Origin of the sequence: Massilia luteola (genome assembly GCF_034420155.1) — a bacterium.
GTDB lineage: Bacteria > Pseudomonadota > Gammaproteobacteria > Burkholderiales > Burkholderiaceae_D > Telluria > Telluria luteola.
The window spans coordinates 59,129-82,423 of record NZ_JAXOFN010000005.1; the positions used below are offsets into that span (position 1 = coordinate 59,129).

The 23,295-nt window shown below is 67.7% G+C and carries 19 protein-coding genes; all 19 read right to left on the reverse strand.

Going from position 1 to position 23,295, the window contains the following annotated elements; genetic code table 11:
- Window position 1 precedes the first annotated feature (1 nt).
- The gene (locus U9J41_RS08140; RefSeq protein ID WP_322401715.1) at window positions 2–1,330 is read right to left on the reverse strand and encodes a DotU family type VI secretion system protein; all 1,329 of its coding nucleotides are present in this window, start codon (window positions 1,328–1,330) and stop codon (window positions 2–4) included.
- 45 nt (window positions 1,331–1,375) lie between these two features.
- The gene (gene tssK, locus U9J41_RS08145) at window positions 1,376–2,707 is read right to left on the reverse strand and encodes a type VI secretion system baseplate subunit TssK (protein WP_322401716.1); all 1,332 of its coding nucleotides are present in this window, start codon (window positions 2,705–2,707) and stop codon (window positions 1,376–1,378) included.
- Between the two features lie 35 nt (window positions 2,708–2,742).
- Window positions 2,743–4,386, reverse strand: coding sequence for a type VI secretion system-associated FHA domain protein TagH (tagH, locus tag U9J41_RS08150; RefSeq protein ID WP_322401717.1), 1,644 nt, complete (start codon window positions 4,384–4,386; stop codon window positions 2,743–2,745).
- Between the two features lie 57 nt (window positions 4,387–4,443).
- Window positions 4,444–5,937, reverse strand: a complete 1,494-nt coding sequence (locus tag U9J41_RS08155) for a serine/threonine-protein kinase (protein WP_322401718.1) — start codon at window positions 5,935–5,937, stop codon at window positions 4,444–4,446.
- 13 nt (window positions 5,938–5,950) lie between these two features.
- The gene (locus U9J41_RS08160; RefSeq protein WP_322401719.1) at window positions 5,951–6,829 is read right to left on the reverse strand and encodes a c-type heme family protein; all 879 of its coding nucleotides are present in this window, start codon (window positions 6,827–6,829) and stop codon (window positions 5,951–5,953) included.
- Window positions 6,830–6,866: 37 nt separating this feature from the next.
- Window positions 6,867–7,763 carry a hypothetical protein gene (locus tag U9J41_RS08165; RefSeq protein WP_322401720.1) on the reverse strand — a complete coding sequence of 299 codons (897 nt, stop codon included), beginning with the start codon at window positions 7,761–7,763 and terminating at the stop codon, window positions 6,867–6,869.
- 7 nt (window positions 7,764–7,770) lie between these two features.
- A complete protein-coding gene (locus U9J41_RS08170; protein WP_322401721.1) occupies window positions 7,771–9,744 on the reverse strand; it encodes a type VI secretion system Vgr family protein in 1,974 nt (657 codons plus the stop codon).
- Window positions 9,745–9,760: 16 nt separating this feature from the next.
- A complete protein-coding gene (locus U9J41_RS08175; RefSeq protein WP_322401722.1) occupies window positions 9,761–10,150 on the reverse strand; it encodes a DUF4280 domain-containing protein in 390 nt (129 codons plus the stop codon).
- On the reverse strand, window positions 10,150–10,632 hold the full coding sequence (locus U9J41_RS08180) for a hypothetical protein (RefSeq protein WP_322401723.1): 483 nt from the start codon (window positions 10,630–10,632) through the stop codon (window positions 10,150–10,152). The genes U9J41_RS08175 and U9J41_RS08180 overlap by 1 nt, the downstream gene beginning before the upstream one ends.
- 81 nt (window positions 10,633–10,713) lie before the next feature.
- The gene (gene tssH, locus U9J41_RS08185) at window positions 10,714–13,416 is read right to left on the reverse strand and encodes a type VI secretion system ATPase TssH (RefSeq protein WP_322401724.1); all 2,703 of its coding nucleotides are present in this window, start codon (window positions 13,414–13,416) and stop codon (window positions 10,714–10,716) included.
- A 20-nt stretch (window positions 13,417–13,436) separates the two neighbouring features.
- Window positions 13,437–14,444, reverse strand: coding sequence for a type VI secretion system baseplate subunit TssG (gene tssG, locus U9J41_RS08190; RefSeq protein ID WP_322401725.1), 1,008 nt, complete (start codon window positions 14,442–14,444; stop codon window positions 13,437–13,439).
- Window positions 14,429–16,312, reverse strand: a complete 1,884-nt coding sequence (gene tssF, locus U9J41_RS08195) for a type VI secretion system baseplate subunit TssF (protein ID WP_322401726.1) — start codon at window positions 16,310–16,312, stop codon at window positions 14,429–14,431. Before tssF ends, tssG begins: the two co-directional genes overlap by 16 nt.
- Window positions 16,309–16,815: a type VI secretion system baseplate subunit TssE gene (gene tssE, locus U9J41_RS08200; protein WP_322401727.1), complete on the reverse strand. Its 507-nt coding sequence runs from the start codon at window positions 16,813–16,815 to the stop codon at window positions 16,309–16,311. Before tssE ends, tssF begins: the two co-directional genes overlap by 4 nt.
- On the reverse strand, window positions 16,808–17,599 hold the full coding sequence (locus tag U9J41_RS08205) for a type VI secretion system accessory protein TagJ (RefSeq protein WP_322401728.1): 792 nt from the start codon (window positions 17,597–17,599) through the stop codon (window positions 16,808–16,810). Before U9J41_RS08205 ends, tssE begins: the two co-directional genes overlap by 8 nt.
- A gap of 160 nt (window positions 17,600–17,759) precedes the next feature.
- Window positions 17,760–18,251 carry an Hcp family type VI secretion system effector gene (locus U9J41_RS08210; RefSeq protein ID WP_322401729.1) on the reverse strand — a complete coding sequence of 164 codons (492 nt, stop codon included), beginning with the start codon at window positions 18,249–18,251 and terminating at the stop codon, window positions 17,760–17,762.
- 95 nt (window positions 18,252–18,346) lie between these two features.
- Window positions 18,347–19,834 carry a type VI secretion system contractile sheath large subunit gene (gene tssC / locus U9J41_RS08215; protein WP_322401730.1) on the reverse strand — a complete coding sequence of 496 codons (1,488 nt, stop codon included), beginning with the start codon at window positions 19,832–19,834 and terminating at the stop codon, window positions 18,347–18,349.
- Between the two features lie 19 nt (window positions 19,835–19,853).
- Window positions 19,854–20,354 (reverse strand): type VI secretion system contractile sheath small subunit, encoded by a 501-nt coding sequence (gene tssB / locus U9J41_RS08220; RefSeq protein ID WP_056448788.1) that lies wholly within the window; start codon window positions 20,352–20,354, stop codon window positions 19,854–19,856.
- 39 nt (window positions 20,355–20,393) lie between these two features.
- Entirely contained in the window at window positions 20,394–21,464 is a 1,071-nt protein-coding gene (gene tssA, locus U9J41_RS08225; protein ID WP_322401731.1) for a type VI secretion system protein TssA, read from the reverse strand.
- Between the two features lie 290 nt (window positions 21,465–21,754).
- Window positions 21,755–23,293, reverse strand: a complete 1,539-nt coding sequence (gene pdxR / locus U9J41_RS08230) for a MocR-like pyridoxine biosynthesis transcription factor PdxR (protein WP_322401732.1) — start codon at window positions 23,291–23,293, stop codon at window positions 21,755–21,757.
- Window positions 23,294–23,295: the final 2 nt, after the last annotated feature.

Genomic DNA, 23,295 nt, shown 5'->3' on the forward strand with positions numbered 1-23,295 from the left:
CTCAGTTCGCGGCGGCGGGCGTCAGCAGGACGATCTCCACGCGGCGGTTGCGCGAGCGGCCGGCCGGCGTGTCGTTGGTCGCGAGCGGCTCCGAATCGCCGCGGCCTTCCACGCTGTAGCGGGCTTCGGGCCCGGCGCGTTCGGCCAGCAGGTCGCGCACGGCGGTCGCACGGGCCTTCGAGAGTTCGTAGTTGGACGGGAAGCGCGCCGACAGTCCGGGCTTGGTGTTATCCGTGTGGCCCACGACGATCACCTTGCCGGGCACGGTCTTCAGTGCGTCGCCGATGCGCTGCAACAGGCCGCGATAGGCGCCGGACACGTCGCCGCTGCCGGACGCGAACACGCCGTCGCCGCGCAGGGTGACGACGGAGCGGTCGGCGCTGTCGACGACGGTGACGAGGCCCTGCGCGATCTCGGGCGCGAGGAAGCCGGCCAGGCGCGGCACGGTCGGTGCCGGTGCCGGCGGCGCAGCCACGGGCGGCGGCGCCGTCTTCAGCGACAGCAGATTGGCGAACACCGGATCGGATGCGCTGCCCAGCCGGTGGCCGAGGAAGAGCTGCAGCAGGATGAGGATGACGGCGGCGCTTGCCGCCATGATCCACACGGGGACCATGCGCCATAAAGGCTCGCCCTTGCCGGTGGCGCCCTTCCAGTGCGGCGACAGCTCGGCTTCGACGGGCGCCTTCTGCTGGGCGATCAGCTGCTGCAGGCGTTCGCGCAGCGCATCCAGCTGGCTGCGGCCGTTGTCGATGACGCGATACCGCCCTTCCAGGCCGAGCGCGAGGCACAGATACATCAGCTCCAGCGCCTGGACGTTCGCCTTCGGCGCCTGCGACAGCTTTTGCAGGATCAGGAAGAATTTCTCGCCGCCGAACGCTTCGTTATGGAACGCCACGAGCAGGCTGCGGCTGGCCCACACGCCGCCACCGCCCCACGGCGTCGACGAGATGGTCTCGTCCAGCAGGGTGCACAGCGCGTAGCGCGCGGCCGCGATCTGGTCGTGCTCCACGTGCGCGGCTTTCGCGGACGCTTCGAACGTCTTGATCGCTTGAATCAGCTGCATGCGCAGCGCCTCGACGTCCGGATGCGACGCCATGCGGCGCAGCGGCGGCACGAGGTCGAGCAGCGGATTCGCGGCGCGCACGAGCGGGTTCAGGCCCGCGCCATGGAGCTGGGCCGGCGCATCGCCGTGCGCGGGACGCGGCGGCGGTGTAGTACCTGGCGCAGCCGGCGTGGCCGGCGGCTGGGACGGCGCCGTGCGGCGCCCGCCGGGTGCGGGAACGAGCACGGTGCGGTCGGGGTCCTGCATCGGGTTAGTGGGATCGCTCACGTGCGGTCCTCCTGGTTCGTGGGACCGCTCGAGCGGTCCTCCTGATTACTTGCGGATTGCCCAGAACTCCATCTGCAGCCCCGGGTACTCGTTCGGGATGTGCATCGCGAAGCCGACGGAATTCTGCAGCTGGGCCCAGTGCTCGCCGGTCTTGTCGAGTTCAAAATAGGTGTAGCCGGCGTGGAACGGCAACTGGCGCGGCGCCACGGGCAGCGCGCGCAGGGCGATGCCGGGCAGCTGCAGGTTGACCAGGTCGCGGATCTTTTCGATCGACCCGATCTTGACCATGGCCGGGAAGCCGCTGCGCACGGCTTCCGGCGGCATATGCGCGTTCACCGCGAGCACGAATGTGGCGGCGCGCAGCAGCTCCTTGTCCGGCACGACGGCGACGCGGATGCCGAACTGGCGTTCTTCCAGCGCGAGCGCGACGGCGCGCGGATCGACGACGAGCGACAGCGCCGCGCGCACGTCCTCGATCAGCGGCGCGAAGCTCTCGCTCAACCGGTCGTGGCGATACACGGGATACGGCACGGCGCGTTTATCGGGGCGGCTGAACGTCGACAGTTCGCCCGCCAATTGGGCCAGTTCCGCATACAGGCGCTCCGGATGCAGGCCCGTCATGCCGGCCAGGTGGCCGAACAGCGGCAGGCTGCGGTTCAAGAGTTGCAGCATCAGGAAGTCCGCGATCTCGGCGGCGCCGGCGACACCGGGCTGGCTGAGCCGCCCCGCCAGCGCCTGCGCGCGCTGGTTCAACAGGCCCACCAATTCATCGGCGAAGGACGACAGGCGCGGCGCGACGCGGAAGTCCAGGCACGGCGGGCAGTAGGACGGATCGAGCACGACGCGGTTGTCCGGCCGGCGCTCGATCACGCGCGCGATGCCGAGTGTCGTGTAGGCGTTGGCGACATCCTTCTCGAGCGCGACGCGCAGGCGCAGGCTGCCCACCTGCATCAGCGCGCTGTTGTCGAGGCCATTGCTGTCCATCGCCTCGTAGTCGACGGGACGGTGGCGCGCGAAGTTGTCGGGGCCAGGCTCGTCGCTCGTCTCCGCGATGCCCATGCGGCGCAGCGGCAGCGCCAGTACGATCAGCACGTCGCGCGCATCCTCGGGAACGTCGAGCGGCTCGGGCAGCGCGCCGTCCTGCGGCAGGTTCAGCGTCGTGCCGTCCGGGAGCACGGCGCTCGCCGCCAGCAGCGCGAGCTTGCCCTGGGCCAGCAGTTGTTCGTCGATGACCAGCTTCGTGAAGCCCCACGCGTAGGCGCGCACGCCCGCGACGCGTTGTTCGATCACGCTGTGCAGGTAGCGGTCGTGCTGTTGCAGGTGCTGGGGCTGCAGCAGCATGCCCTCCGACCAGATGACTTTACTATTCCAGGACATTCGTAGGCAGGGGTTGAGTATCGGTTGATTGGAGTTCAGCGGCGCGCCTGGCGCAGCAGCGCGACCTGTTCCTCGTAGGCCTTGCCGAAGGCTTCGCCGAACAGGCGGTGGAAATCGCTGTCGGCCTCACTGGCCATTTGCGCGTACAGCTCGACCATCCGGTCCCACATCTTGGCCTTGCGGTTCGATGCGAGCATCTTGTCCATCACGGTCGGCACCTGCAGCCGCGCCTCGATGGCGGCCGGGTCGAAACGTTCGAGCACGCCGGCCAGCGCGGCGCGCATGCCGGCCATGATCGCCAGCTCGTGCGCCTTCAGGTCGTCGAATGCGTTGGCGAACGCGCGCGGCGGCGACATATAGCCGGGCATCGTCCCGCCCATCATCTGCGTCAGTGCACTGTCGGCGTCGGGGAAGAATTTCAGCGGGTTGTTGGCGGCGGCGCCGATCATCGTCATGTCCAGCCGGCTTTCGCGCTTGGTCATGGCGCGGCCCATCAGCACGCCCATCGTGCCGGACGTCGCTTCGCGCAGCATGGCGCCCGCCATTTCCGCGATCTCCTCGGCGCTGCGCTTCGTGCTCAGTTCCGTCAGGCCCAGGCCGCGCATCAGGGCCTGGATCACGGGATCGTCCGCGGCCTTGCCGGCCGCCGCGCGCGGCATCGTCTGTGCCGGTGCCGGTGCCGGTGCCGGTGCCGGCGGCGCGGCGGTGACGACGGGTGGCGGCGCGAACGCCGCCGGCGCAGGGTCGGGTTCGGGCGCCGGTTCGGGGCGCGGCGGCGGCGCCGGCGGCGCGGCAGGCACCGGCATCACGGCCGGCGCGGCGGGCGCGAATGTCGTCGCCTCGGCCTCGTCGGCCGGCATGGCGGGCGGCATCTGCGCGACCGGCGGCGCGGCCGGCAGTGCCGGCACCGTCTGCACGCGCGGCGGCAAAAAGTCCGCCAGGGGATCGTAATCGTCCGGGATCGCCATCGACGGTAGCGCTTGCGGCTGCGGCTGCGCCACGACCGGCGGCGGCGCGAAATGCGACGCCGGCGCGGGCTGCGGGACGGCTTGCGGCACATGCGGCGGCGGCGCGAACGGCAACTGCTCCGGCGGCACGTGGTCGCTCTCGGCGCCGCGCCACGCCGGCACGCTCGGCGCGGCGGCCGGCGCCGGACTGCCGAACAGGTTCAGGCCGAGCGGATCGAAGCTGGGGCTCAAAGGATCGCCGCCGACGTCGAGGATGCCGGCGCTGGCCAGCGAATCGTCCGGATTCATGGGCAGCTCCGGCGTGACGGCGGCCGGCGCGGGTTGCATCTGCAGCGGCGACGGCGGCAAGGGTGACGCAACCGGGGCCGGCGCGGCGGGCATGAACGCCGTCGCCTCGCTTTCCACGCTGGCGAGCAGTTGATAGTCGCCGATGGTGACGCGGTCGCCGTCTTCCAGCTGCACCGGGCGGCCGGCGCCGACGGGGCGGTCGTTCACGAGGCTCGGGTTGCTGCCGACGTCGACGAGCCAGAACGCGTCGTCGCGGTACTCGACGCGCGCATGCAGGCGCGAGATGTATTTGCCGGGATCGTCGAGCACCAGGTCATTGCCGGGCGCGCGGCCGATGGCGCCGCCCAGGCGATCGAAGCGCCGCGTCAGCACCTGTGCCGGCGCCGCGTTGCGGTACGTGTAGACGCTCAGAATGATGGGCATTGGAGTCCTGGGATGATCGAACGATTATACAGTTGCATTTTGTTGAAACCCAAACACTCAGCCCTTGCTCACTTCCTTGAGGAAGCGCGCCCGTTCCTGCGGGTCCGGCAGGTTCTCGGCCAGCAGGCGATAGAACTCGTCGACGTTCCCCGTTATCTTGGACGCGCGCTTGGCCAGCACCTTGGCGATCGGGCCCACGTACACGGCGAGCTTCATCTGCGCCGCGTCCATCAGCTCGGGGCTCAGTTGCAGCAGCGTGGGCATGCCGGTCATCTGCGTCAGCTGCGTGCCGGTCCTGACGGCGCCCGCCTGGCTGCGGCCGCTCATCGTCGACAGCGTGGAAAGGCCGTGCTTCTTCTTGATGTCGCGGATGCTGTCCTGGAACTGCGCGCGCCCAGCATCCGAGCCGATGTGCGGCAACAGCTTGTCGCACAGGTCGTCCAGGTCGACGGCGTCGCGCGCGGCGTTCTTGAGCACCAGTTTCGCCACGGGGCCGATCTGCGTCGACAACGCCGTCTGCAACTCGGGCGCGAGGCCCTGCAGCCATGGCGGCGCCGCACCGGTGAGGCCGGACGCGCTGCCCGTCGCCGCGGGCATGCTGCCGTGCTGCGACGTGCTGGCCGGATGCGCGGGCCGCGCCGGCTCAGGCACGGCCGGCCGCTGGAACGCGAGCACCGTGCGTTCGTTGTCCTCGTCGGTGAGCGGCACGCCGCCCGTCTGCTGCATATACGCGGCGCTCAAGGCGTCCAGGAAGGCCAGCGCATTCGGGAAGCGGTCTTCGGTGCGCTTGGCCATGGCCTTGGCCAGCACGGTGTCGAAGGCCGGATGCAGCGACGGCTGGCGCTCGCTGGGCCGCGGCGGCATCTCGTGGATGATCTGATGCATGACGGTCGACGCCGGCCCGCTGAACGGCCGCGCGCCCGTCAACATCTGGTACAGCACGATGCCGACGGCGAACAGGTCGGAGCGGCCGTCGACGGTCTCGCCCTTGAACTGTTCGGGCGACATGTAGCTGGGCGTGCCGATCACGGCGCCCACCTGCGTCAAGGTCGAGGACTCGATCTTGGCGATGCCGAAGTCGGTGATCTTGACCTGGGCGTCGCCGGTGATGAGGATGTTGGCCGGCTTGATGTCGCGGTGGACGACGCCGCGCGCATGCGCGTAGTCGAGCGCGCGCAGCAGCTGCGTGATGCAGGTGATGCTGGCGGCGAGGTCCATCGGCACGTCCTTGACGAGGAAGGCGTTCAGCGACGTGCCGTCCACGTATTCCATCGCGATGTACGTCGTGTCGCCGTAGGCGCCGAAGTCGTACACGGCCACGATGTTCGGGTGCACGAGGCGCCCCGAGGCCTGCGCCTCGTTGCGGAAGCGCGCGACGATGTCGCTGTCCTGCAGCCCGTCCTGCAATCCGTCCAGCAGCTCGTGCCGGATCGTCTTGAGCGCGACCGTGCGCGCGATGTCGGCGTCGAATGCCTTGTACACCACCCCCATGGCGCCGCTGCCCAGCACGCCGTCGATGCGGTACTTGCCGATCTTGTCGATTGTTGCCATTTGCTGTCCTGCGTTACTCTTCCAGCATCTTCAATGCGCTGGCGAGACTGGTGCGCATGCGGTTGAACGAGCGACCCAGGCCGCTGATCTCGTCGTTGCCCTTGACGTCGAATTCGTCGGCCTCGAACTTGCCCATGCTGACGTCGTCGGCGACGAAGGCCAGGCGCTTGATGCGGCGCGTGACGAACAGGTGCACCATCACGTTCAGCGCGATGAAGACGGCGACGAACACGCCGAACAGCGACAGCATGAAGGTCTTGAAGATCGAACTGGCGCGCGCGAGCGGCACGGCCATCGGCACCGAGATCACCTGCGCGCCCACCACTTCGTTCAGCTTCCAGCCGAAGCCGTTGTTCGGGCCGTAGATGTCGACCATCGTCTTCGGCGCGTCGGCGGCCGTCGTGTGGCAGCTCAGGCACACGGGGTCCTTGATCTGCAGCGGGCGCGCGATGTACAGGCTGTGGCCCGTCGCGGTGTCGCGCTCGCCGACGAATTCCTTCATGTCCGGCTTGTTGCGCAGCGTCTGTATGACGTCGACCTCCCAGTCCGACGCCTTGTCGCGCAGGTTGGTCGGGTTCAGCGTCGCTTCCTTGTACGCGAAGTCGGGGTAGGACTTCAAGATCACGTTCAGGTTTTCGACGGCGGAATACGACGGCACCGACTGCGGGTGGAACTCGAACTTCATCTGGTTCTTCAGCAGCGGCTGGATCTGGCTGGCCGTGTAGCCGCGCACGCTCTTGGCCGCTTCCAGCAGCAGGCGTGCGTTCTGCAGGGTTTCCTCGCGCGCGCTTTGCTTGAGCAGGCGGTCCGCGACGACGCCGGCGGCGAGGAAGCCGACGGCAAAGATCGACACGAACACCAGGTTGAATTTGGCGGCGATCGTAAGTTTCATGATGGGTTCTCCTGATTGAATTCTGTGTCGTCCGGCGTCAGAACAGCGAACCGCCGGTCGGCCGGACCGGGTGCAGCACCGGCTTCCAGTCGGCGCCTTGGCCGAGCGCGCGGTCGAGCTGCTTGCGGAAGCCGGGGTCGGACAGGCGCGGCCTGAAGCGCGCCACGAAGCGCCGGCGCGCCGGCAGCGCCGACGCCAGCCAGTCGTCGACGTCGGCGAAATCGGCCTCGCGCTCTTTCGAAGGCGGCACCTTGCCGGCGTTCTTCACGACCGGCGCCTGCGCCAGATGGTCGCGGAAGGGCGGCGGCATCGCGCTCACGAAGGCATGGGGCGGGCGGCCCGCGACCGGTTGCGGCTTGCCGGCGTCGACGCCGGCGTATTGTTCGGCAGGCAGCTTGAGCACGGCGCCCGCCTTTCCCTTTTCGTCCACGCGCGCGACCTGCTGCTCGCCCTCTTCCGCGAACACGGCATCCTGGCCGCCGCCCGCGTGCACGATCGTCGAACCGGATGCGAGCGTCACCTGCAGCGCGGGCGTGACGACGACCGCGCGGCGGCCCTTGGCGTACACCTTGAGCCAGCCCTGCAGCAACTCCATCTCGACGGCCGACCCGGCCGCGGGCGCCAGGCCCGCCACGAGCACGCGGCTGTGCGGGCCGAGGGCGACGATGGCATCCGCGCCCGCTTCGACCTGCGCCCCGGCGTCGCCCGTTTCGAGGATGTCGTCCTTCTGCACCGCGACGCCGCCGCCGGCCTTGTACACGGCCGCGCCGCGGATCAGGCGCAGCGGCTGGTCGGCCAGCGTCAGCACGGCGCGCGGCGCGGTTTGCGGTGCGGTTTGACCCCGCGCTGCCGGCGTGCCTTCGCCCGCGGGCTCCCCGGCCCGGACCACGGCGGTCGCCAGCATCAGGCAGCCTAATAGAATACGGTTACGCATGACGTTCTCAATTGATCTTCACGAGCGCGCCTTCGATGGTCATCACCGCGCCGGACTTCACCTGCATCATCGCGCCCGCCTTGATCTCCATGTTGGCGTCGGACTGCACCGCGATTTCCACGGACTTGATCGTGATCTTGGCCGGCTCGATCTTGATGCTGCTGCTCCCGACCTTCAACTCGATCGAGGTGTTCGCCTCGACGACGATCGTGTTGCCGACCTTGACGCTCTGGTTGTTGTCCACCTTGCGCGTCTCGTCGTTCTTGACGGTCGTCGTCAGGTTGTTGTCGATGGCGACCGTCTGGTCGTTCTTCACGTGCACCTTGCGGTCGTTGCCGACGTCGAGGCTCTGGTCGTTGGCGATCGCGATGGTCTGGTCGCCCTTGTCCTTCTTCTCGAAGCCGACCTTCAGCGTGTCGTTGTTCTTCACGACGCGATTGAAATCCTTCTCCGCCTGGACGAAGATTTCCTCGCTGTCCTTCTTGTCCTCGAAGCGGATCTCGTTGAAGCCGTTGCCGCCCTTCGACGTGTTCGACTTGATGGTCGACCTGGTCTGGTCGTCCGGCAGCGTGTACGGCGGCATCGCGTCGCTGTTGTAGACGCAGCCCGTCACGAGCGGCCGGTCCGGGTCGCCCTCGAGGAAGCTGACGACGACTTCCATGCCGATGCGCGGCACGAACATCATGCCCCAGCCCTTGCCGGCCCAGCCCTGCTGCACGCGCACCCAGCACGAACTGGCTTCGTCCGCCTTGCCCAGGCGGTCCCAGTGGAACTGCACCTTGATGCGGCCGTATTTGTCGGTCCAGATCTCCTCGCCCGCCTTGCCGACCACCATCGCCGTCTGCGGCCCCTGCACGAACGGCTTGCGCGCGGTCGCCGGCGGGCGGTAGCTGTGCTCCTTGCCGATCGCCTGGAAGCTGCAGCGGAAATCGAGGCCGTTGCCCGCGCCGTCCGAGCGGTAATCGATGCCCGTGATTTCCGTCTCGGCCGACGTGATCAGGAAGGCGCGGTTCTGGTCGTCGCGCGGATGCTCGGCCAGGGTGAACAGCGCGCCCGTCGTCAGCCCGCGCGCATTGCCGCTCGCATCGATCCGTTCGCCCTGCCCGTGCAGCGCCTCCATGCGCGCCCGCGCGAAGCCGTTACCCGTGTCCATCACCTGGTAACGACCGGGATAATCATAGTGTTCGTAACTCGCCTGCTCGAACGGCGCGGGCACCGTCGACTTGACCAGCATGCCGCCATTGATGCTGGCCGACGCCTTCTCGAAATCGAAGTCGCTCAGCGCCATCACGCTGGGCTGGATCTCGCCGCCCGGATTCAGGAGCGTCACGGCTTCCTGCAGCGGATCGCGCCCCGCTTCTTCTTCGCGGAACGAGATGGTCTCGTAGCCGCTCGCCGGGACGTGCGCGCCGTAGCCGTCGGCCAGCACCATCGTGTGCTTGCCGTCCTCGTGCCGGAAGTAGAAGTAGATGCCCTCCTCTTCCAGCAGGCGGCAGACGAAATTGAAGTCGCTCTCGCGGTACTGGACACAGTACTCGCGCACCGCCGGCGTGGTCGACAGCATGCATTCGTCCACCTCGATCGCCACGCCGTACGCGCCGGTGACGGCCTTGACGATGTCGACCGCGCTCTTTTCCTGGAAGATGCGGCAGTTGGTGGCACGCGTCAGCAGCCACAGGCTCGGATGCACGGTCGCGAGATACGACGGTTTGCCGTCGCGCCAGCCCTGGTAGGAAAAGCGCGTCACGATGCCGTGGAAATGACGCTTCCCGCCTTGCGGCAGGTCGACGCTCACGGTCATGCCGGTGCCGAGGACCTTGGCGATCTTGATGTCGTCGAGCTCGGACGCGAGTTCGACGCGGAACTCCGACAGGCGGCCCAGCGCCTCGCTGCACTGCATGCGTTTGAACAGCAGCGTGTCGTCGCCGTAGACGGTCTTGACGGCGACTTCGCGGTTGGCTTGGGTAGGCAGGATGGGCATGCGCTGGCGGACTAGGTTAAGGAATCATGGTCTTGACGGTGCCGGCATTCGTGAACCCGATCACGCCGCCCCAGTTGCACATGCACTTGGAGACGTTGTCGAGCGCCGGCATGTTGGCGATGAGGACCGTGGGCGCGCCGGGCACCCATGGCGCGGAGGTCGCCGGCACGCAGGGCATGGGCGTGAGCACGCCCAGCGCCGCGGCCGTGGCGGCGGCCACCGTCGGATTGGCCGGTGAGTTGCACATCCCGAACGGCATGATGTTCACGAGCGGGATGTGGTCCATGATGTTGGCGGCGGGTGGCCCCTCCGCCAGCACCTTGTTCTTGGGCAGGACGACGAGCGACGACGGCGCAACGCCGAACGTGCACGTCATCATCGCGCCCATCGAAACCTGGTTGGGCATCAGCGTGTGTACGTCTTCGATTTACCGTCGAACCAGGTGAAGGCGTACGAATCGTTGCCCGCACCGTCGCCGCCGGCGTGAGAGCCGACACCGAAGACGCGCAGGTTATTGCCCTGCCAGTCGTAGAACACGGTGCGGTTGGCCGACGGCTGGGTGTCGTGGTTGACCATGCAGCCGTGCACGCGCTCGGGCGCGCCGCCGCCCGGGCCCTTGGCCAGGATGGCGAAGAAACGGTCGGTGTAGTCCTGGCACACGCCGGCGAACGTGTCGTTCGGCTTCGATGCGCCGTTCGCGCACATGAGCAGGACGTCCGCGTCCGGATCGCGGCTCGTGGCCGCCTTTTTCTGCGCCTCCGCATCGCGCTCGCGCCCGAGCGCCGTCGCCTTGGTCAGGCTCTTGATCGGCTGGGTGTTGGCGCACAGTGCGCAGATGTCGCCGCTGAGGGCATAGCCGTTACAGCCCGGTACTAAACAAGTTCCCATGATTGGAGTCTCCTGCGGCAAGCCGCTTCAATTGTCAAAGTCGCCGCCGTGCGGCGTGTGCTCAAAAAATCGTTGGCGCTCTCACGCGAATTCGTAGGCGAACTGCCCGTCCTGCACCTTGACCGCGACGCCCTGCGGCGTGCTGCCTTCGATCATCCGGTTCAGGAACGCGCGGCTCACGTCCGGCAGCATCGTGTTGGTCAGGATCGCATCGATCATGCGGCCACCCGATTCGCTCTCGGTGCAGCGCGACACCACCAGCTTGACCACGTCCTCGCCGTACTCGAACGGAATCTTGTAGCGCGCTTCCACGCGCTTCTTGATGCGGTTCAGCTGCAGCTTGACGATCTTGCCCAGCATGTCGTCCGACAGCGGATAGTACGGGATCGTCACGAGGCGGCCCAGCAGCGCCGGCGGGAACACTTTCAGCAGCGGCGCGCGCAGGGCGGTGGCCATGCCGTCCGGGTCCGGCATCAGGTCCGGGTCCTTGCACAGGCCCGCGATCAGGTCCGTGCCCGCGTTCGTCGTCAGGATGATCAGGGTATTTTTAAAATCGATGAAGCGGCCCTCGCCGTCTTCCATGAAGCCTTTATCGAAGACCTGGAAGAACATCTCGTGCACGTCCGGGTGCGCCTTTTCCACTTCGTCGAGCAGCACGACCGAGTACGGCCGGCGGCGCACCGCCTCGGTCAGCACGCCGCCCTCGCCGTAGCCGACGTAGCCCGGCGGCGCACCCTTCAAGGTCGACACCGTGTGCGCTTCCTGGTACTCGCTCATGTTGATGGTGATGAGATTCTGCTCGCCGCCGTACAGCGCCTCGGCCAGCGCCAGCGCCGTCTCCGTCTTGCCGACGCCGGACGTACCGGCCAGCATGAACACGCCGATCGGCTTGTTCGGATTGTCCAGGCCCGCGCGCGACGTCTGGATGCGCTTGGCGATCATCTCCATCGCGTGGTCCTGGCCGATCACGCGCTGGCTCAGGGTGGAGGCGATGTTGAGGATGGTCTCCATCTCGTTCTTCGCCATGCGGCCGACGGGGATGCCGGTCCAGTCGCCGACGACGGCCGCCACGGCCTGGTAGTCGACGGTCGGCAGGATCAGCGGATTCTCGCCCTGCAGCGCGCTCAGTTTCGCCTGCACGCCCTGCAGCTGCTCCTTCAGCGCGGCGCGCTCGGCGTCGTCCTGCGGCGGCGCCGAGCCGGCGGCCGCTTCCAGTTTCGAGCCCGTTCCTTCGACCGGCTGCGCGCCGTCGCGCAGCTTCGCGCGCAACGACAGCAGTTCGTCGACCAGTGCGCGTTCCTCGTTCCAGCGCTGCTCCAGGCCCGCCAGGCGGTCCTTCTCGTCCGCCAGTGCGACCTCGGTCTCGTGGGCGCGGCCCGCCACCTCGATGCCGATCGCGCCTTCGCGGCGGATGATCTCCATCTCCACGTTCAGCGCGTCGATGCGCTTGCGGCTGTCGTCCACCTCGGCCGGTGTCGCGTGCAGGCTCACGGCCACGCGCGCGCAGGCGGTGTCGATCAGGCTCACGGATTTGTCGGGCAGCTGGCGCGCCGGGATGTAGCGGTGCGACAGCCGCACGGCCGCTTCCAGCGCCTCGTCGAGGATCTGTACCTTGTGGTGCTTTTCCATCGTCGACGCCACGCCGCGCATCATGCGGATCGCGCGCTCTTCGCTCGGCTCGTCGACCTGAATGCTCTGGAAGCGGCGGGTCAGCGCCGGGTCCTTCTCGATGTGCTTCTTGTACTCGGCGAACGTGGTCGCGCCGATCGTGCGCAAGGTGCCGCGTGCCAGCGCGGGTTTCAGCAGGTTGGCCGCGTCGCCCGTGCCGGCCGCGCCGCCGGCGCCGACCAGCGTGTGGGTCTCGTCGATGAACAGGATGATCGGCTTCTCGCTGGCCTGCACTTCATCGATGACGGAGCGCAGGCGCTGCTCGAACTCGCCCTTCATGCTGGCGCCGGCCTGCAGCAGGCCGACGTCCAGCGCCAGCAGCTGCACCTCTTTCAGGCTCGGAGGCACGTCGCCGCGCGCGATGCGTTGTGCGAAGCCTTCGACGACGGCCGTCTTGCCGACGCCCGCCTCGCCGATCATGATCGGGTTGTTCTGGCGGCGGCGCATGAGGATGTCGACCATCTGGCGGATCTCGTCGTCGCGGCCGACGATCGGGTCCATCTTGCCGCTGCGCGCCTGTTCCGTCAGGTCGACCGTGAATTTCTTGAGCGCTTCCTGCTTGCCCATCTGGGCCGGCGCGATCGCGCCCGACGCCTCGCCCGGCGCGGCCTGGAAGCCGTCGCTGGCCCCGAGCTTCGCTTCCACCGAATCCTTCAGCAGCGTGCCGAAGCGGTCGGACAGATCGTCGCCCTTGACGCGCTCGAACTGGCGGCTGATCGCGTACAGCGCGTTGCGCAGGTTCGAGGTCTTGAGCATGCCGAACAGCAGGTGGCCGCTGCGCACGGACGACTCGCCGAACATCAGCGTGCCGAACACCCATGCGCGTTCCACCGTCTCTTCCAGCTGCGACGACAAGTCGGTCACCGACGTGGCGCCGCGCGGCAGGCGGTCCAGCGCGGCCGTGACGTCGCGCGCGAGCACGGCGGCGTCCAGTTCGTAGTGGCGGATGATGCGGTGCAGGTCGGAGTCCTGCAGCTGCAGGATCTGGTGCACCCAGTGGACCATCTCCACGTACGGGTTGCCGCGCAGCTTGCAGAACACCGTGCTGCTTTCGATCGCGCGGTAGCACAGCGAGTTAAGTTTTCCAAACAGTGCGACACGGGAGATTTCGGCCATGATCGGTTCTTTCGCGTGGGTCAGCCCGGACGGGCTGTCGGGTTGATCAAGAGTTGACGGGCATCGCGCGCGGCCGGGCCGCTCGCGAGATAGGTGGTCCAGCCGAGGCGGCGCGCGCCCAGCTGCAGGGGTGGAACCTCGGGACGCTCGAGCACCAGGCGCACGTCCCAGTCGAGCACCGTGCCGGCATAGCTCTTCACCCAGTCGACGAGGCGCGTCATGCTGGCGCCGCCGGGCAGCATGCGCTCGTAATCCTCGTAGTCGACCGGGCCGATCACGAGGCGGAACTTGTGCTGGCAATCCCAGACCTGCTTGCCCAGCACGGCCGAGGTGCCGAGGCGGTTGCCGCGGTCGTCCATGCCGATGCGGGTCTGGCCGTCCAGCGGGATCTTCATCCAGTGGCCGACGAACTGCTCGATCTCGACGGGCAGCTTGAAGTAGGCGCGCAGGATCGTCACGAGGCCGGAGGCCGGGCGGCGCTGGTTCGCCATCAGGCCGGCGAAATGCAGCTTGGCGAAGTCGCCGATCTCGTCGCGCCCGCGCAGGCCAAGTGCGCCGATGCCGAACAGGCTGCCCACGTAGTCGGCGAAGCGGTCGCTGTCCGGGCGGTCCAGGCTGACCGCCGGATCGGCCGCGGCGCGGGCGCGATAGAACAGCGACACCATCCGGTGGTGGAACACGTCGAGGAACGCGACCATCGTGTGGTCGCCGTGGTTGCGGGCACGGTCGCGCGCATATTCCGTCAGGTGCAGCGGCAGCGGGCCGTTGGCGCCGAACATGCCGAAGAAGTTCACGGCGAGGCGCGCGCGGGCCTCGCTTGACGCCGGCGTGAATCCGGCCACGGCGCCGGGCTCGAAGCCGAGCGACGGGTCGCGCCCGAAGCGCACGGCATCGTCGCGCGGACGCAGCGACGCGCCGATGCGCGGCTTGTCCGGATGGGCGTTCTCCAGCAGGCGCAGGGCCTGGAAGAAGTCCATGGCCGCTCCCGCTTCGCCCAGCTGGCGTTCGACGTCTACAGGATCGCGCATGCACCCTCCGCTGCCGTCCAGCGCATGATCTCGCCGCGGCCGACGGTGCGGATCACGGTCTCGGTGAACGAATTGATCGACACGTACTGCGCGAAGAAGTGGCTCAGCACCCCGCCCAGCACGAAGGCGCCGGCCCCTTCGAACGCGCCGTCGTCCATCGTCACCGTGATCTCCAGGCCGCGCCCGAAGGTGATGGCCCCCGGCGCGGGCATGCGCCGCGTGATCGGTTGCGAAGACACGGAGCGCACGCCTTCGACCTGGCGCTGGCTGGTCAGGTCGAGCGGATGGCAGTACAGCGCGAGCAGCTCGCGCAGCGCGCGCGCGCCCTGGTCCGGATCGGTGTCCGCCAGCGACAGGTAATTCAGCGACAGCTGGTTGATGAGGCGCCACGCCACGCCGCCCTCGGCGAACGAGGGGAAAGGCTGGCTCGGTCCGCCCAGCACGCGCACGGCCTGCACCGGCCCGCCCTGCTCGAGGATGAAATCGGTCTTGCCAACGCCGAGCGGCATCGCCAGCGGCAGGTCGCGGTTCGTGCACCACACGACGAGGCCGAGCTGGCGCAGGTTGTGGCGGTACGGCGCCTCTTGTGCATCGACGAGCGTGATGAACGTTTCGCTGCCGATGTAGGAGGAGCGCGGTCCGCGCTGGCGCTGGCGCTGCGACAGCAGGCGCGGCTCGCGCCGGATCTGGTAGAACGCCTGGCTCGACAAGCTTGCCGCGCCCAGGTCGCGCGCGCTGTACAGCGGATGGAATTCCTGTTCGGCGTCCGTGCCGGTGCCGTAGCCGGTCACGCTCTCGACCTGGTGCACCTCGAAGTCCATGGGACGGGTGCGGTCGGGCAGGATGTGGTATTCGAACTGGTCGCCGGACAGGTTGATGCGGTCGGCGCGGCGCTGGAACAGGTTCACGACGGGCGTGCAGTTCAGCGCGAAATTGCTGTGGTCGAGCGCCTGCTCCAGGCGCGCGTCGCCGCGCGACAGCAGCACGACGATCTCGAGCTCCTGTTCGGCGCACGCCGCCACCGCGGCCTTCAGCCCCGTCAGCTCGACGAACAGGAAGCGCTGGGCGAACGCGAAGTATTCCTGCAGCAGGCGGTAGCCCTGGAAGCTGCGCTGGCCGCTGGGCAGCAGCGCGTCGTCCTCGGCGAAACCGCGCGCGCGCAACGCCGTCTTCGGCATCAGCGTGTGTTTGCCGGCAGGACGGCTGCCCGGCAGCACGAGCACGCCAACGGCGGCGCTCAGCAGTTTTTCGTAGATCTGGCCGGGCATTTCGTCGCTGCCGCGCAGGTGCAGCGTGAGGCGGTCCAGGGCCAGCTTGGAAAACGGCGCGCCGTTGGTCGTGCGCAGCCGCAGCCGCAGGCCCGCTTTCACGTTCGCCGGCAACCGCGCCTCGACGCCGGCGATGGCGCCGCCGTGCGTGAAGAACTTCGCTTCGACCAGCTCGATCGGCCACAGAGTCAGGTCGTGCGCCGTGCGGTATTCGCAGGCGGTGGCATCGTCCTTGCCGAGGACACTGCGCATGGCCGCGCCGCGCGCGATGCGATAACCCACGTTCAGCGCCGGGTTGCCGAGGTCGGGCTGCAGCTGCACGATCGCCATCGACGGCGTCGGCGCCAGGAAGTGCGGGTAGACCAGTTCGGACAGGTGCTGGGTGAAGCGCGGGAACTCGGCGTCGATCTTCATCTGCACCCGTGCCGCCATGAAGGCGAAGCCCTCCAGCAGGCGCTCGACGTACGGGTCGGCGCACTCGAAGCCCTCCAGCCCGAGGCGGCCGGCGATCTTGGGATACTGGACCGCGAATTCGCCGCCCATCTCGCGCAGGTGCTGCAACTCCTGGCTGTAGTAGCGAAGCAGGCGTGGATTGGTCATGTCCGTGCGCCGGTAAATTCGGTGAGGCTGACCTGGGCAAGATCGAGATCGAGCTCGGTCTTGAGGAACAGGCGCTCGGGATAGGGCTGGGCCCACATGTCGGCCTGGATCTCGAACATGATCTTGCTGATCGATTCCTGCTGAGGCATGACCTTCACCGACACCGAGGAGCGGATCAGGCGCGGTTCGAAATCCCAGATGGCCTGGCGGATCGCGCGTTCCAGGTCTGCCGCGTTCATATTCGCCAGCGAGGCGCCGGACATGTCGGGCATGCCGTAATTGAGGACGGTGCTCGCCAGATGCGGCAGGCGCGGCACGTCGCTGACGGACAGCAGGTTCGTTGTGTTCAGCAGCCACGCGAGGTCGCGCAGCACGCCTTCGCGCAGGCTGCGCACCGACAGCACGCGCCGCTCGCGCGACTCGACCTCCTGGTCGGGCTCATCGTCGGTGAGGCGGTCGAGCAGCGAAGGTTGCAGGCGCTCGCGCGGTGCCAGTTCAGCCATGATCGCCGGCGTTATCGTTCAAGTCGAATTCGATCAGGCGCGCGTCCATCAGCGGATAGTCGGACTCGCCGCTCGTGAACATGCGCTGGCCGACGGGATGCTCGCCCTGCCACTCGGTCGCGCGCGCCAGCTTGAGCGCGTCGGCGGCGTCGGCGCTGCCGGGGTAGCGGGTCGGGATCAGGCCGACGGTCTGGGCGCCGTTGGTCCACGTGAAATTGGCGGCCATCCAGACGGCGTCGCGCAGGTCGGCGGGCGGTTCGATCTCGATGCGCGCGACGCGCATGAACGGCACCCACACGTAGCGGCCGTTGACGATCACTTCCAGCACGGGGCCGAGGCGGCTGTCGGCATCGGCCAGCCAGTCGAAGCGCGTACCGTCGATGCTGCCCGGCGACGCGGGCGCGGCGTCGAACGCGGCGGCGCGCAGGTCGGCGGCGGCGTTGGCGTCCGTGGCGTCCAGCTTCAGGGCTTCGGCCAGCTGGGCCATCCAGGGTTGCGGCTCGCCGAAGATCACGGGCGCGCGGCGGCCGGCAAAGATCTCGGCGCGCAGGGCCTCGCACTGGATCGCCTCGCGATAGGTCTGCACCATCGGCAGCGCGCCGGCATCCAGTTCGCCCGCCACGTTCAATTGCGTCAGGGCGCGGTTCCACTGGCCCAGCACGGACAAGAGCTGGAACAGGAACACGCGCAGTTTGGGGTCGGCGCTGTTCTTGCGCACCGCATCCTGCAGCGCGGCGAGCGCGCCGGGCAGGTCTCCATCACGAATCAGCTGTTGCGCAAGCATTCGAACGCTCCCATCCAAAAAAAATTTTTACCTGCCTTACGGGGGCTTCGCAAAACCGTAGCGAGCGGCAGCAGATTCAGCCGAGAAGCGCAACTGTACGAGTAGTACAGTGAGCATCGCAGGCTGAATCTGCAACGCGCAGTAGGTTTGGCGACGCCCCTTACACAGCAGCGTTTTCGGCGATGTTCCAGGCGAAGGTCTTGTCGCCGGCCACGGTGCCCTTGCTGTCCTGCGGCGTGTAGGCGTAGGTCACCTTGCCGAAGTTCAGGGTGACGTTTTCGGTCAGACGGTCTTCGCCGCCGCTGCCGCCGGTCGAGATCGAGGTCACCAGCACTTCTTCCATGGTGATCAGGATGTACTTCTGCTGGCCTTCGCCGGCTTTACGCACCATCAGCACGCACTTGTCGATGTGGGTGCCCTTGGCCAGGGCGGTCATCAGGGCGTTCGACGCGCTGTCGACGTACTTGGTGAACGAGATGTCCTGGAAGTTGGCCTTGCCGGCGCCGCCGCCACCGCCCATGTGGGTGGTGCCGGACTGGCTCATGCCCCAGCTCCACGCCAGGATGTCGATGTCGCCCTTCGGACCCTGGACTTTGTCGCGCGACTCGCCCTTGATCTTGTCGCCCATGTTGATGAACATATCCAATGCCATGTCTTTTCTCCTTGTGTGCCGTTGCGGTCAGCGCGGGCGGTGGTTGAACTTCCGAATGCGCGCGGACCGGGTCCGCGCGGGACTTCAAAAAACGGTCAGGTCTTGGCCGACGGCAGCTTCGACACGAGGCGCAGCGACACCGTCAGGCCTTCCAGCTGGTAGTGCGGGCGCAGGAAGAACTTGGACGTGTAGTAGCCCGGATTGCCTTCGACTTCTTCCAGCACCACTTCGGCCGCGGCCAGCGGCTTCTGGGCCTTGGTCGTCTCGCTGGAGCTGGCCGGATCGCCGTCCACGTACTGCATGATCCACTTGGTCAGCCAGCGCTCCATCTCGTCGCGCTCCTTGAACGAGCCGAGCTTGTCGCGCACGATGCACTTGAGGTAGTGGGCGAAGCGGCAGGTCGCGAACAGGTACGGCAGGCGCGCGGCCAGGGCGGCGTTGGCGCTGGCGTCCGCATCGTCGTACTCGGCCGGCTTGTGCAGCGACTGCGCGCCGATGAAGGCCGCGAAGTCCGTGTTCTTCTTGTGCACCAGCGGCATGAAGCCGTTGGCTGCCAGCTCCGCCTCGCGGCGGTCCGAGATCGCGATCTCGGTCGGGCACTGCATGTCGACGCCGCCGTCGTCGGTCGGGAAGGCATGCACCGGCAGGCCTTCGACCGCACCGCCGGACTCGATGCCGCGGATGCGCGAGCACCAGCCGTATTCCTTGAACGAGCGGTTGATGTTGACGGCCATCGCGTAGGACGAGTTGGCCCACGTGTAGTTCTTGCTGTCCGGCGCGCTGGTGTCTTCCTCGAAGTCGAAATCCTCGACCGGGTTGCTCTTGGCGCCGTACGGCTGGCGTGCGAGGAAGCGCGGCATGGTCAGGCCGACGTAGCGCGAATCCTCGGACTCGCGGAACGAGCGCCATGCGGCGTGTTCCGGGGTCTGGAAGATCTTCGTCAGGTCGCGCGGATTGGCCAGCTCGTTCCACGATTCCATCAGCATGACGGACGGCGCGGCGGCCGAGATGAACGGCGCGTGCGCGGCGGCGGCGACCTTGGCCATCGACGACAGCAGCTCGACGTCCGGCGCGCTGTTGTCGAAGTAGTAGTCGGCCACGATGGAACCGAACGGCTCGCCGCCGAACTGGCCGAACTCTTCCTCGTACATCTTCTTGAAGATCGGGCTCTGGTCCCAGGCGGTGCCCTTGAACTTCTTGAGGGTCTTGGCCAGGTCGTTCTTCGAGATGTTCATCACGCGGATCTTGAGCATCTCATCGGTTTCGGTGTTGTTCACCAGGTAGTGCAGGCCGCGCCAGGCGCTTTCGACTTTCTGGAACTCCTCGGTGTGCATGATCAGGTTGATCTGCTCCGTGAGCTTCTGGTCGAGCGCGGCGATCAGGCCCTGGATCGTGCCCAGCACGTCGCCGGAGACCAGATTGGTGCCGGCCAGGGCCTGCTCGGCCAGGGTGCGCACGGCGACTTCGACCGATTCCTTGGCCTTGTCGGATTGCGGCTTGAATTCTTTCTGCAGCAGCGAGCTGAAGTCGCTCATCTCGAGCGCACCGGACTCCTGCTGGGATTGTGCTAACGCTTCGGACATTCTGTTCTCCCGTCTATCGTTATTCGGTAGGCTTCGGTGCCGACGTCAGCGCCTGCATCAGGGCCGGTTCGGCCAGCAGCTTGGAGATCAGCTCTTCCGCGCCGGTCTTGCCGTCCATGTAGGTCATCAGGTTGGCCAGCTGGCCGCGCGCCTCGAGCAGCTTGTTCAGCGAATCCACCTTGCGCGCGATCGCGGCCGGCGTGAAGTCGTCCATGCTTTCGAAGGTCATGTCGACGGCCAGGTTGCCCTCGCCCGTCAGCGTATTCGGCACCTGCACGGCGACGCGCGGCTTCATGGCTTTCAGGCGCTCGTCGAAGTTGTCGACGTCGATCTCGAGGAACTTGCGTTCCGCGACCGGCGCCAGCGGCTCGGCGCTCTGGCCCGACAGGTCGGCCAGGACGCCCATCACGAACGGCAGCTGCACCTTCTTTTCGGCGCCGTACACTTCAACGTCGTACTCGATCTGCACGCGCGGCGCGCGGTTGCGTGCGATGAATTTCTGGCTACTTTCTTTGCCCACGGTTTACTCCTCCTTGATTGAACTGCCGGCCTGCTGGATTCAATAATCGTCCGATCCGTTCGACTCGCCCGGCTGCGGTCCGCGGATCACGTTCAACTGCTGCATGCTGTCCGGCGCCAGGTTCTCCATGACTTCCATGAAGCTCATCGGCGCCAGGCGCTTGGCCCGCTCCAGCAGCATCGGCACGGGGCTCGACGGCTCGTAGCGCTGGTAGTAGGCGAGAATCTTGTCGATCATGCGGATCACGTCGGCGCGGCTGGCCACGTCGCCCGTGATGGCCGCGGCACGGGACGCGGCCGTGCCGCCGCCCTGCTCCGCGGCGGCGCCGGCGCCGGCGTCGGTCGGCACGTCGGCCGGCACGTCGTGCGCGGCGCCGGGACGGCTGGCCAGCAGGTCGGCCATGCGCCGCAGCTGGCGCGTCAGCGGGCCGAGGGTCAGCGCCTGCGCGCTGCCCACGTGGCGCACGAGGGCGGCCTCCAGGTTGGTCACGCTGTTCAGCGCCCCGGTGACGGCGCCGGTGGCCGCCTGCATCGCTTCCTCGGACACGTCGGCCAGCGCCGCTTCGATCGAATCCTGGGTCAGCGCGGTCTGCCCGTCCGGCACCGGCGCCTCGCCGTTCGCCTGCTCCAGCACGCGCAGCGTCAGGGCGCCCAGGCCGGGCAGCATGACGAAGGCGGTCTCGCGCAGGTCGCGCAGGATGGTCGCGGGGTCGGTCAGCTGGGCCAGTGAATTGATGCGCAACGTGGGGTCGTTGTCGTCGTCCGGATCGAGTTCGGGATGGACGCCGTCCCAGCGCTCTTCGACGAGGCGCTCGAGCACGCGCACGCCGTCGGCGAAACCGGGCATCGCGTGCAGCGCCAGCAGCGCGCGCACGAGCGGCATCGCCACGCGCAGGTCACGCGTGCGGGCGAACAGGTCGAGGGCCTGTTTCTTGACTTGCTTCCATTCGGGGGGGACGGCGGGGACGATGGTGTCCCCATACTGGACTTCTGGCTTGCCGAGCGCACTCTGCTCGAGCTCCATAAATGCGGGGTCGTACTCGAGATTCGGTCCGCACGGAGCGGCCTCCTCCAAATCCTCGAGCAGGACATCGACGTCGACAATACTCATGATTGTGCGCGTTCTTACTAGTTTTAGGACGGATTTCGAACTCATCGTCACGGCCTCAAGTGCCGCGCGCGGTTTCATAATTAATAGCTTTTTTTCATGGAGATATTGCTCCACGAACCGCGCACTATACGCCATTTAACGGCCCCATCGTTAGCATGAAGCGTAATTTTTTTTACACTAATATTTGTGCACAAAGGTTGACAACAGTTTTAGGACACGCTCGTTTTCGGTACTGCCGAGCCAAAGCGGCGACGTCGATCGCGTCTGATGGAACGATGTCCGTAATATATTTACACGCGCAGCGCAGCCCGCTCGAGCGCGCGCGCCAGGTCGTCCACGCCGGCACGCAGCACGTCGGGCGTGAACGCGGCAAAGCCCAGCAGCAACCCGGGCGCGACGGCGCAAGCGGCGCCGGCCGCCGGATTCGTGTAATAGCCCAGCGTGCGCACGTCGACGCCGAGGTTGCGCGCGTGCTGCGCGACGGTCTCCTCGTCGGGCTTGTCCGTTTCCATGAAGTGCACGCACAGGTCGAGGCCCGCGTCGGACGGCCCCTGGCGCAGCCGGCCCGCGAGGCGCGCATCGAGCGCATCGACGAGGGCTTGCCGGCGCTCGCCGTACGCGTCGCGCGTGCGGCGGATGTGGCGCGCGAAGTGGCCGCCGGCGATGAAGTCGGCCAAGGTCGCCTGCGCCACGATGGGACTGTGGCGGTCGACGACGGCCTTGGCCCGTGCCAGCGCGGCGGCCAGCGCCGGCGGCGCCACCACATAGCCCAGGCGCAGCGCGGGGAACAACACCTTCGACAAGGTGCCCACATAGATCACGCAGCCCGCGCGGTCCAGGCCTTGCAGCGACGCCAGCGGCGGCCCCGTGTGGCGGTATTCGCTGTCGTAGTCGTCCTCGACGATCCAGGCGCGGTTCGCCTCGGCCCAGCGCAGCAGTTCGAGGCGGCGCCGCAGGCTCATGGTCACGCCCAGCGGCAGCTGATGCGACGGTGTCGCGAAGGCCAGGCGCGCATCCGGATAGTGCCGGGCCGCGTACGCCACGTCCATGCCCTCGGCATCGACGGGGACCGGGCAGACGCGCGCGCCGGCCACCGTGAACGGCGCCACCGCGCCCTGGTAGCCGGGCGATTCGATCCACATCGATTCGCCCGGCGCGAGCAGCAACTGGGCCAGCAGATACAAGGCCTGCTGCGAGCCGGACGTGATCACGATCTGGTCCGCCGTGCACTGCACCCCGCGCGACGCCTTCAGATAGGCGCACAGCAGCTCGCGCAGCGGCGCGTGGCCGGCGGCGCCGGCGTAGCCCAGGCTGGCCGTCGAATGGCGCCAGTGGCGCGCCTCCAGACGGCGCCAGACGTCGAACGGGAACAGGTCAAGGCCCGGCATGCTGGCGCGGAAGGCGCGCAGCGGCCCCGCGTGGTGCAGCACGCGCGCCATGCCGCCGGCGATGAGTTCCCCGCGCGGCGACAGCGGCCGCACCAGCGTCGCCGCGGCGTCTTCACAGCGGGCGCCGGCCGGCAGCGACGCGCTGACGAAGGTGCCCTTCCCGACCGTGCCTTCCAGGTAGCCTTCCGCCATCAGCTGCTCGTACGCGGCCAGCACGGTCTGGCGCGACACGCCCAGCAAGCCGCACAGCGTGCGCGTGGCCGGCAGGCGCACGCCGGCGCCGATGCTCCCGCTCAGGATGGCCGCCTTCATGAGGGCGTACAGCTGGCGGAACAGCGGCGTGGCGGCGTGGCGGTCGAGCGTGGCGGCGGCGAGGATGTCGTGGACGTGCATGGCGACGTCATCGTGATTGGTACGCTCATCTTCGCGATAATTGGTCATTT

What these genes read in the sequence shown, in the direction of transcription:
- U9J41_RS08175 (WP_322401722.1), bottom strand. Translation starts at nt 10,150, where the DNA reads ATGCCCAACCAGGTTTCGATGGGCGCGATGATGACGTGCACGTTCGGC.
- U9J41_RS08205 (WP_322401728.1), bottom strand. Translation starts at nt 17,599, where the DNA reads ATGCTTGCGCAACAGCTGATTCGTGATGGAGACCTGCCCGGCGCGCTC.
- tssK (WP_322401716.1), bottom strand. Translation starts at nt 2,707, where the DNA reads ATGTCCTGGAATAGTAAAGTCATCTGGTCGGAGGGCATGCTGCTGCAG.
- pdxR (WP_322401732.1), bottom strand. Translation starts at nt 23,293, where the DNA reads ATGACCAATTATCGCGAAGATGAGCGTACCAATCACGATGACGTCGCC.
- tagH (WP_322401717.1), bottom strand. Translation starts at nt 4,386, where the DNA reads ATGCCCATCATTCTGAGCGTCTACACGTACCGCAACGCGGCGCCGGCA.
- U9J41_RS08210 (WP_322401729.1), bottom strand. Translation starts at nt 18,251, where the DNA reads ATGGCATTGGATATGTTCATCAACATGGGCGACAAGATCAAGGGCGAG.
- U9J41_RS08155 (WP_322401718.1), bottom strand. Translation starts at nt 5,937, where the DNA reads ATGGCAACAATCGACAAGATCGGCAAGTACCGCATCGACGGCGTGCTG.
- U9J41_RS08170 (WP_322401721.1), bottom strand. Translation starts at nt 9,744, where the DNA reads ATGCCCATCCTGCCTACCCAAGCCAACCGCGAAGTCGCCGTCAAGACC.
- tssC (WP_322401730.1), bottom strand. Translation starts at nt 19,834, where the DNA reads ATGTCCGAAGCGTTAGCACAATCCCAGCAGGAGTCCGGTGCGCTCGAG.
- tssF (WP_322401726.1), bottom strand. Translation starts at nt 16,312, where the DNA reads ATGACCAATCCACGCCTGCTTCGCTACTACAGCCAGGAGTTGCAGCAC.
- U9J41_RS08165 (WP_322401720.1), bottom strand. Translation starts at nt 7,763, where the DNA reads ATGCGTAACCGTATTCTATTAGGCTGCCTGATGCTGGCGACCGCCGTG.
- tssG (WP_322401725.1), bottom strand. Translation starts at nt 14,444, where the DNA reads ATGCGCGATCCTGTAGACGTCGAACGCCAGCTGGGCGAAGCGGGAGCG.
- tssH (WP_322401724.1), bottom strand. Translation starts at nt 13,416, where the DNA reads ATGGCCGAAATCTCCCGTGTCGCACTGTTTGGAAAACTTAACTCGCTG.
- tssE (WP_322401727.1), bottom strand. Translation starts at nt 16,815, where the DNA reads ATGGCTGAACTGGCACCGCGCGAGCGCCTGCAACCTTCGCTGCTCGAC.
- U9J41_RS08160 (WP_322401719.1), bottom strand. Translation starts at nt 6,829, where the DNA reads ATGAAACTTACGATCGCCGCCAAATTCAACCTGGTGTTCGTGTCGATC.
- U9J41_RS08180 (WP_322401723.1), bottom strand. Translation starts at nt 10,632, where the DNA reads ATGGGAACTTGTTTAGTACCGGGCTGTAACGGCTATGCCCTCAGCGGC.
- tssA (WP_322401731.1), bottom strand. Translation starts at nt 21,464, where the DNA reads ATGAGTATTGTCGACGTCGATGTCCTGCTCGAGGATTTGGAGGAGGCC.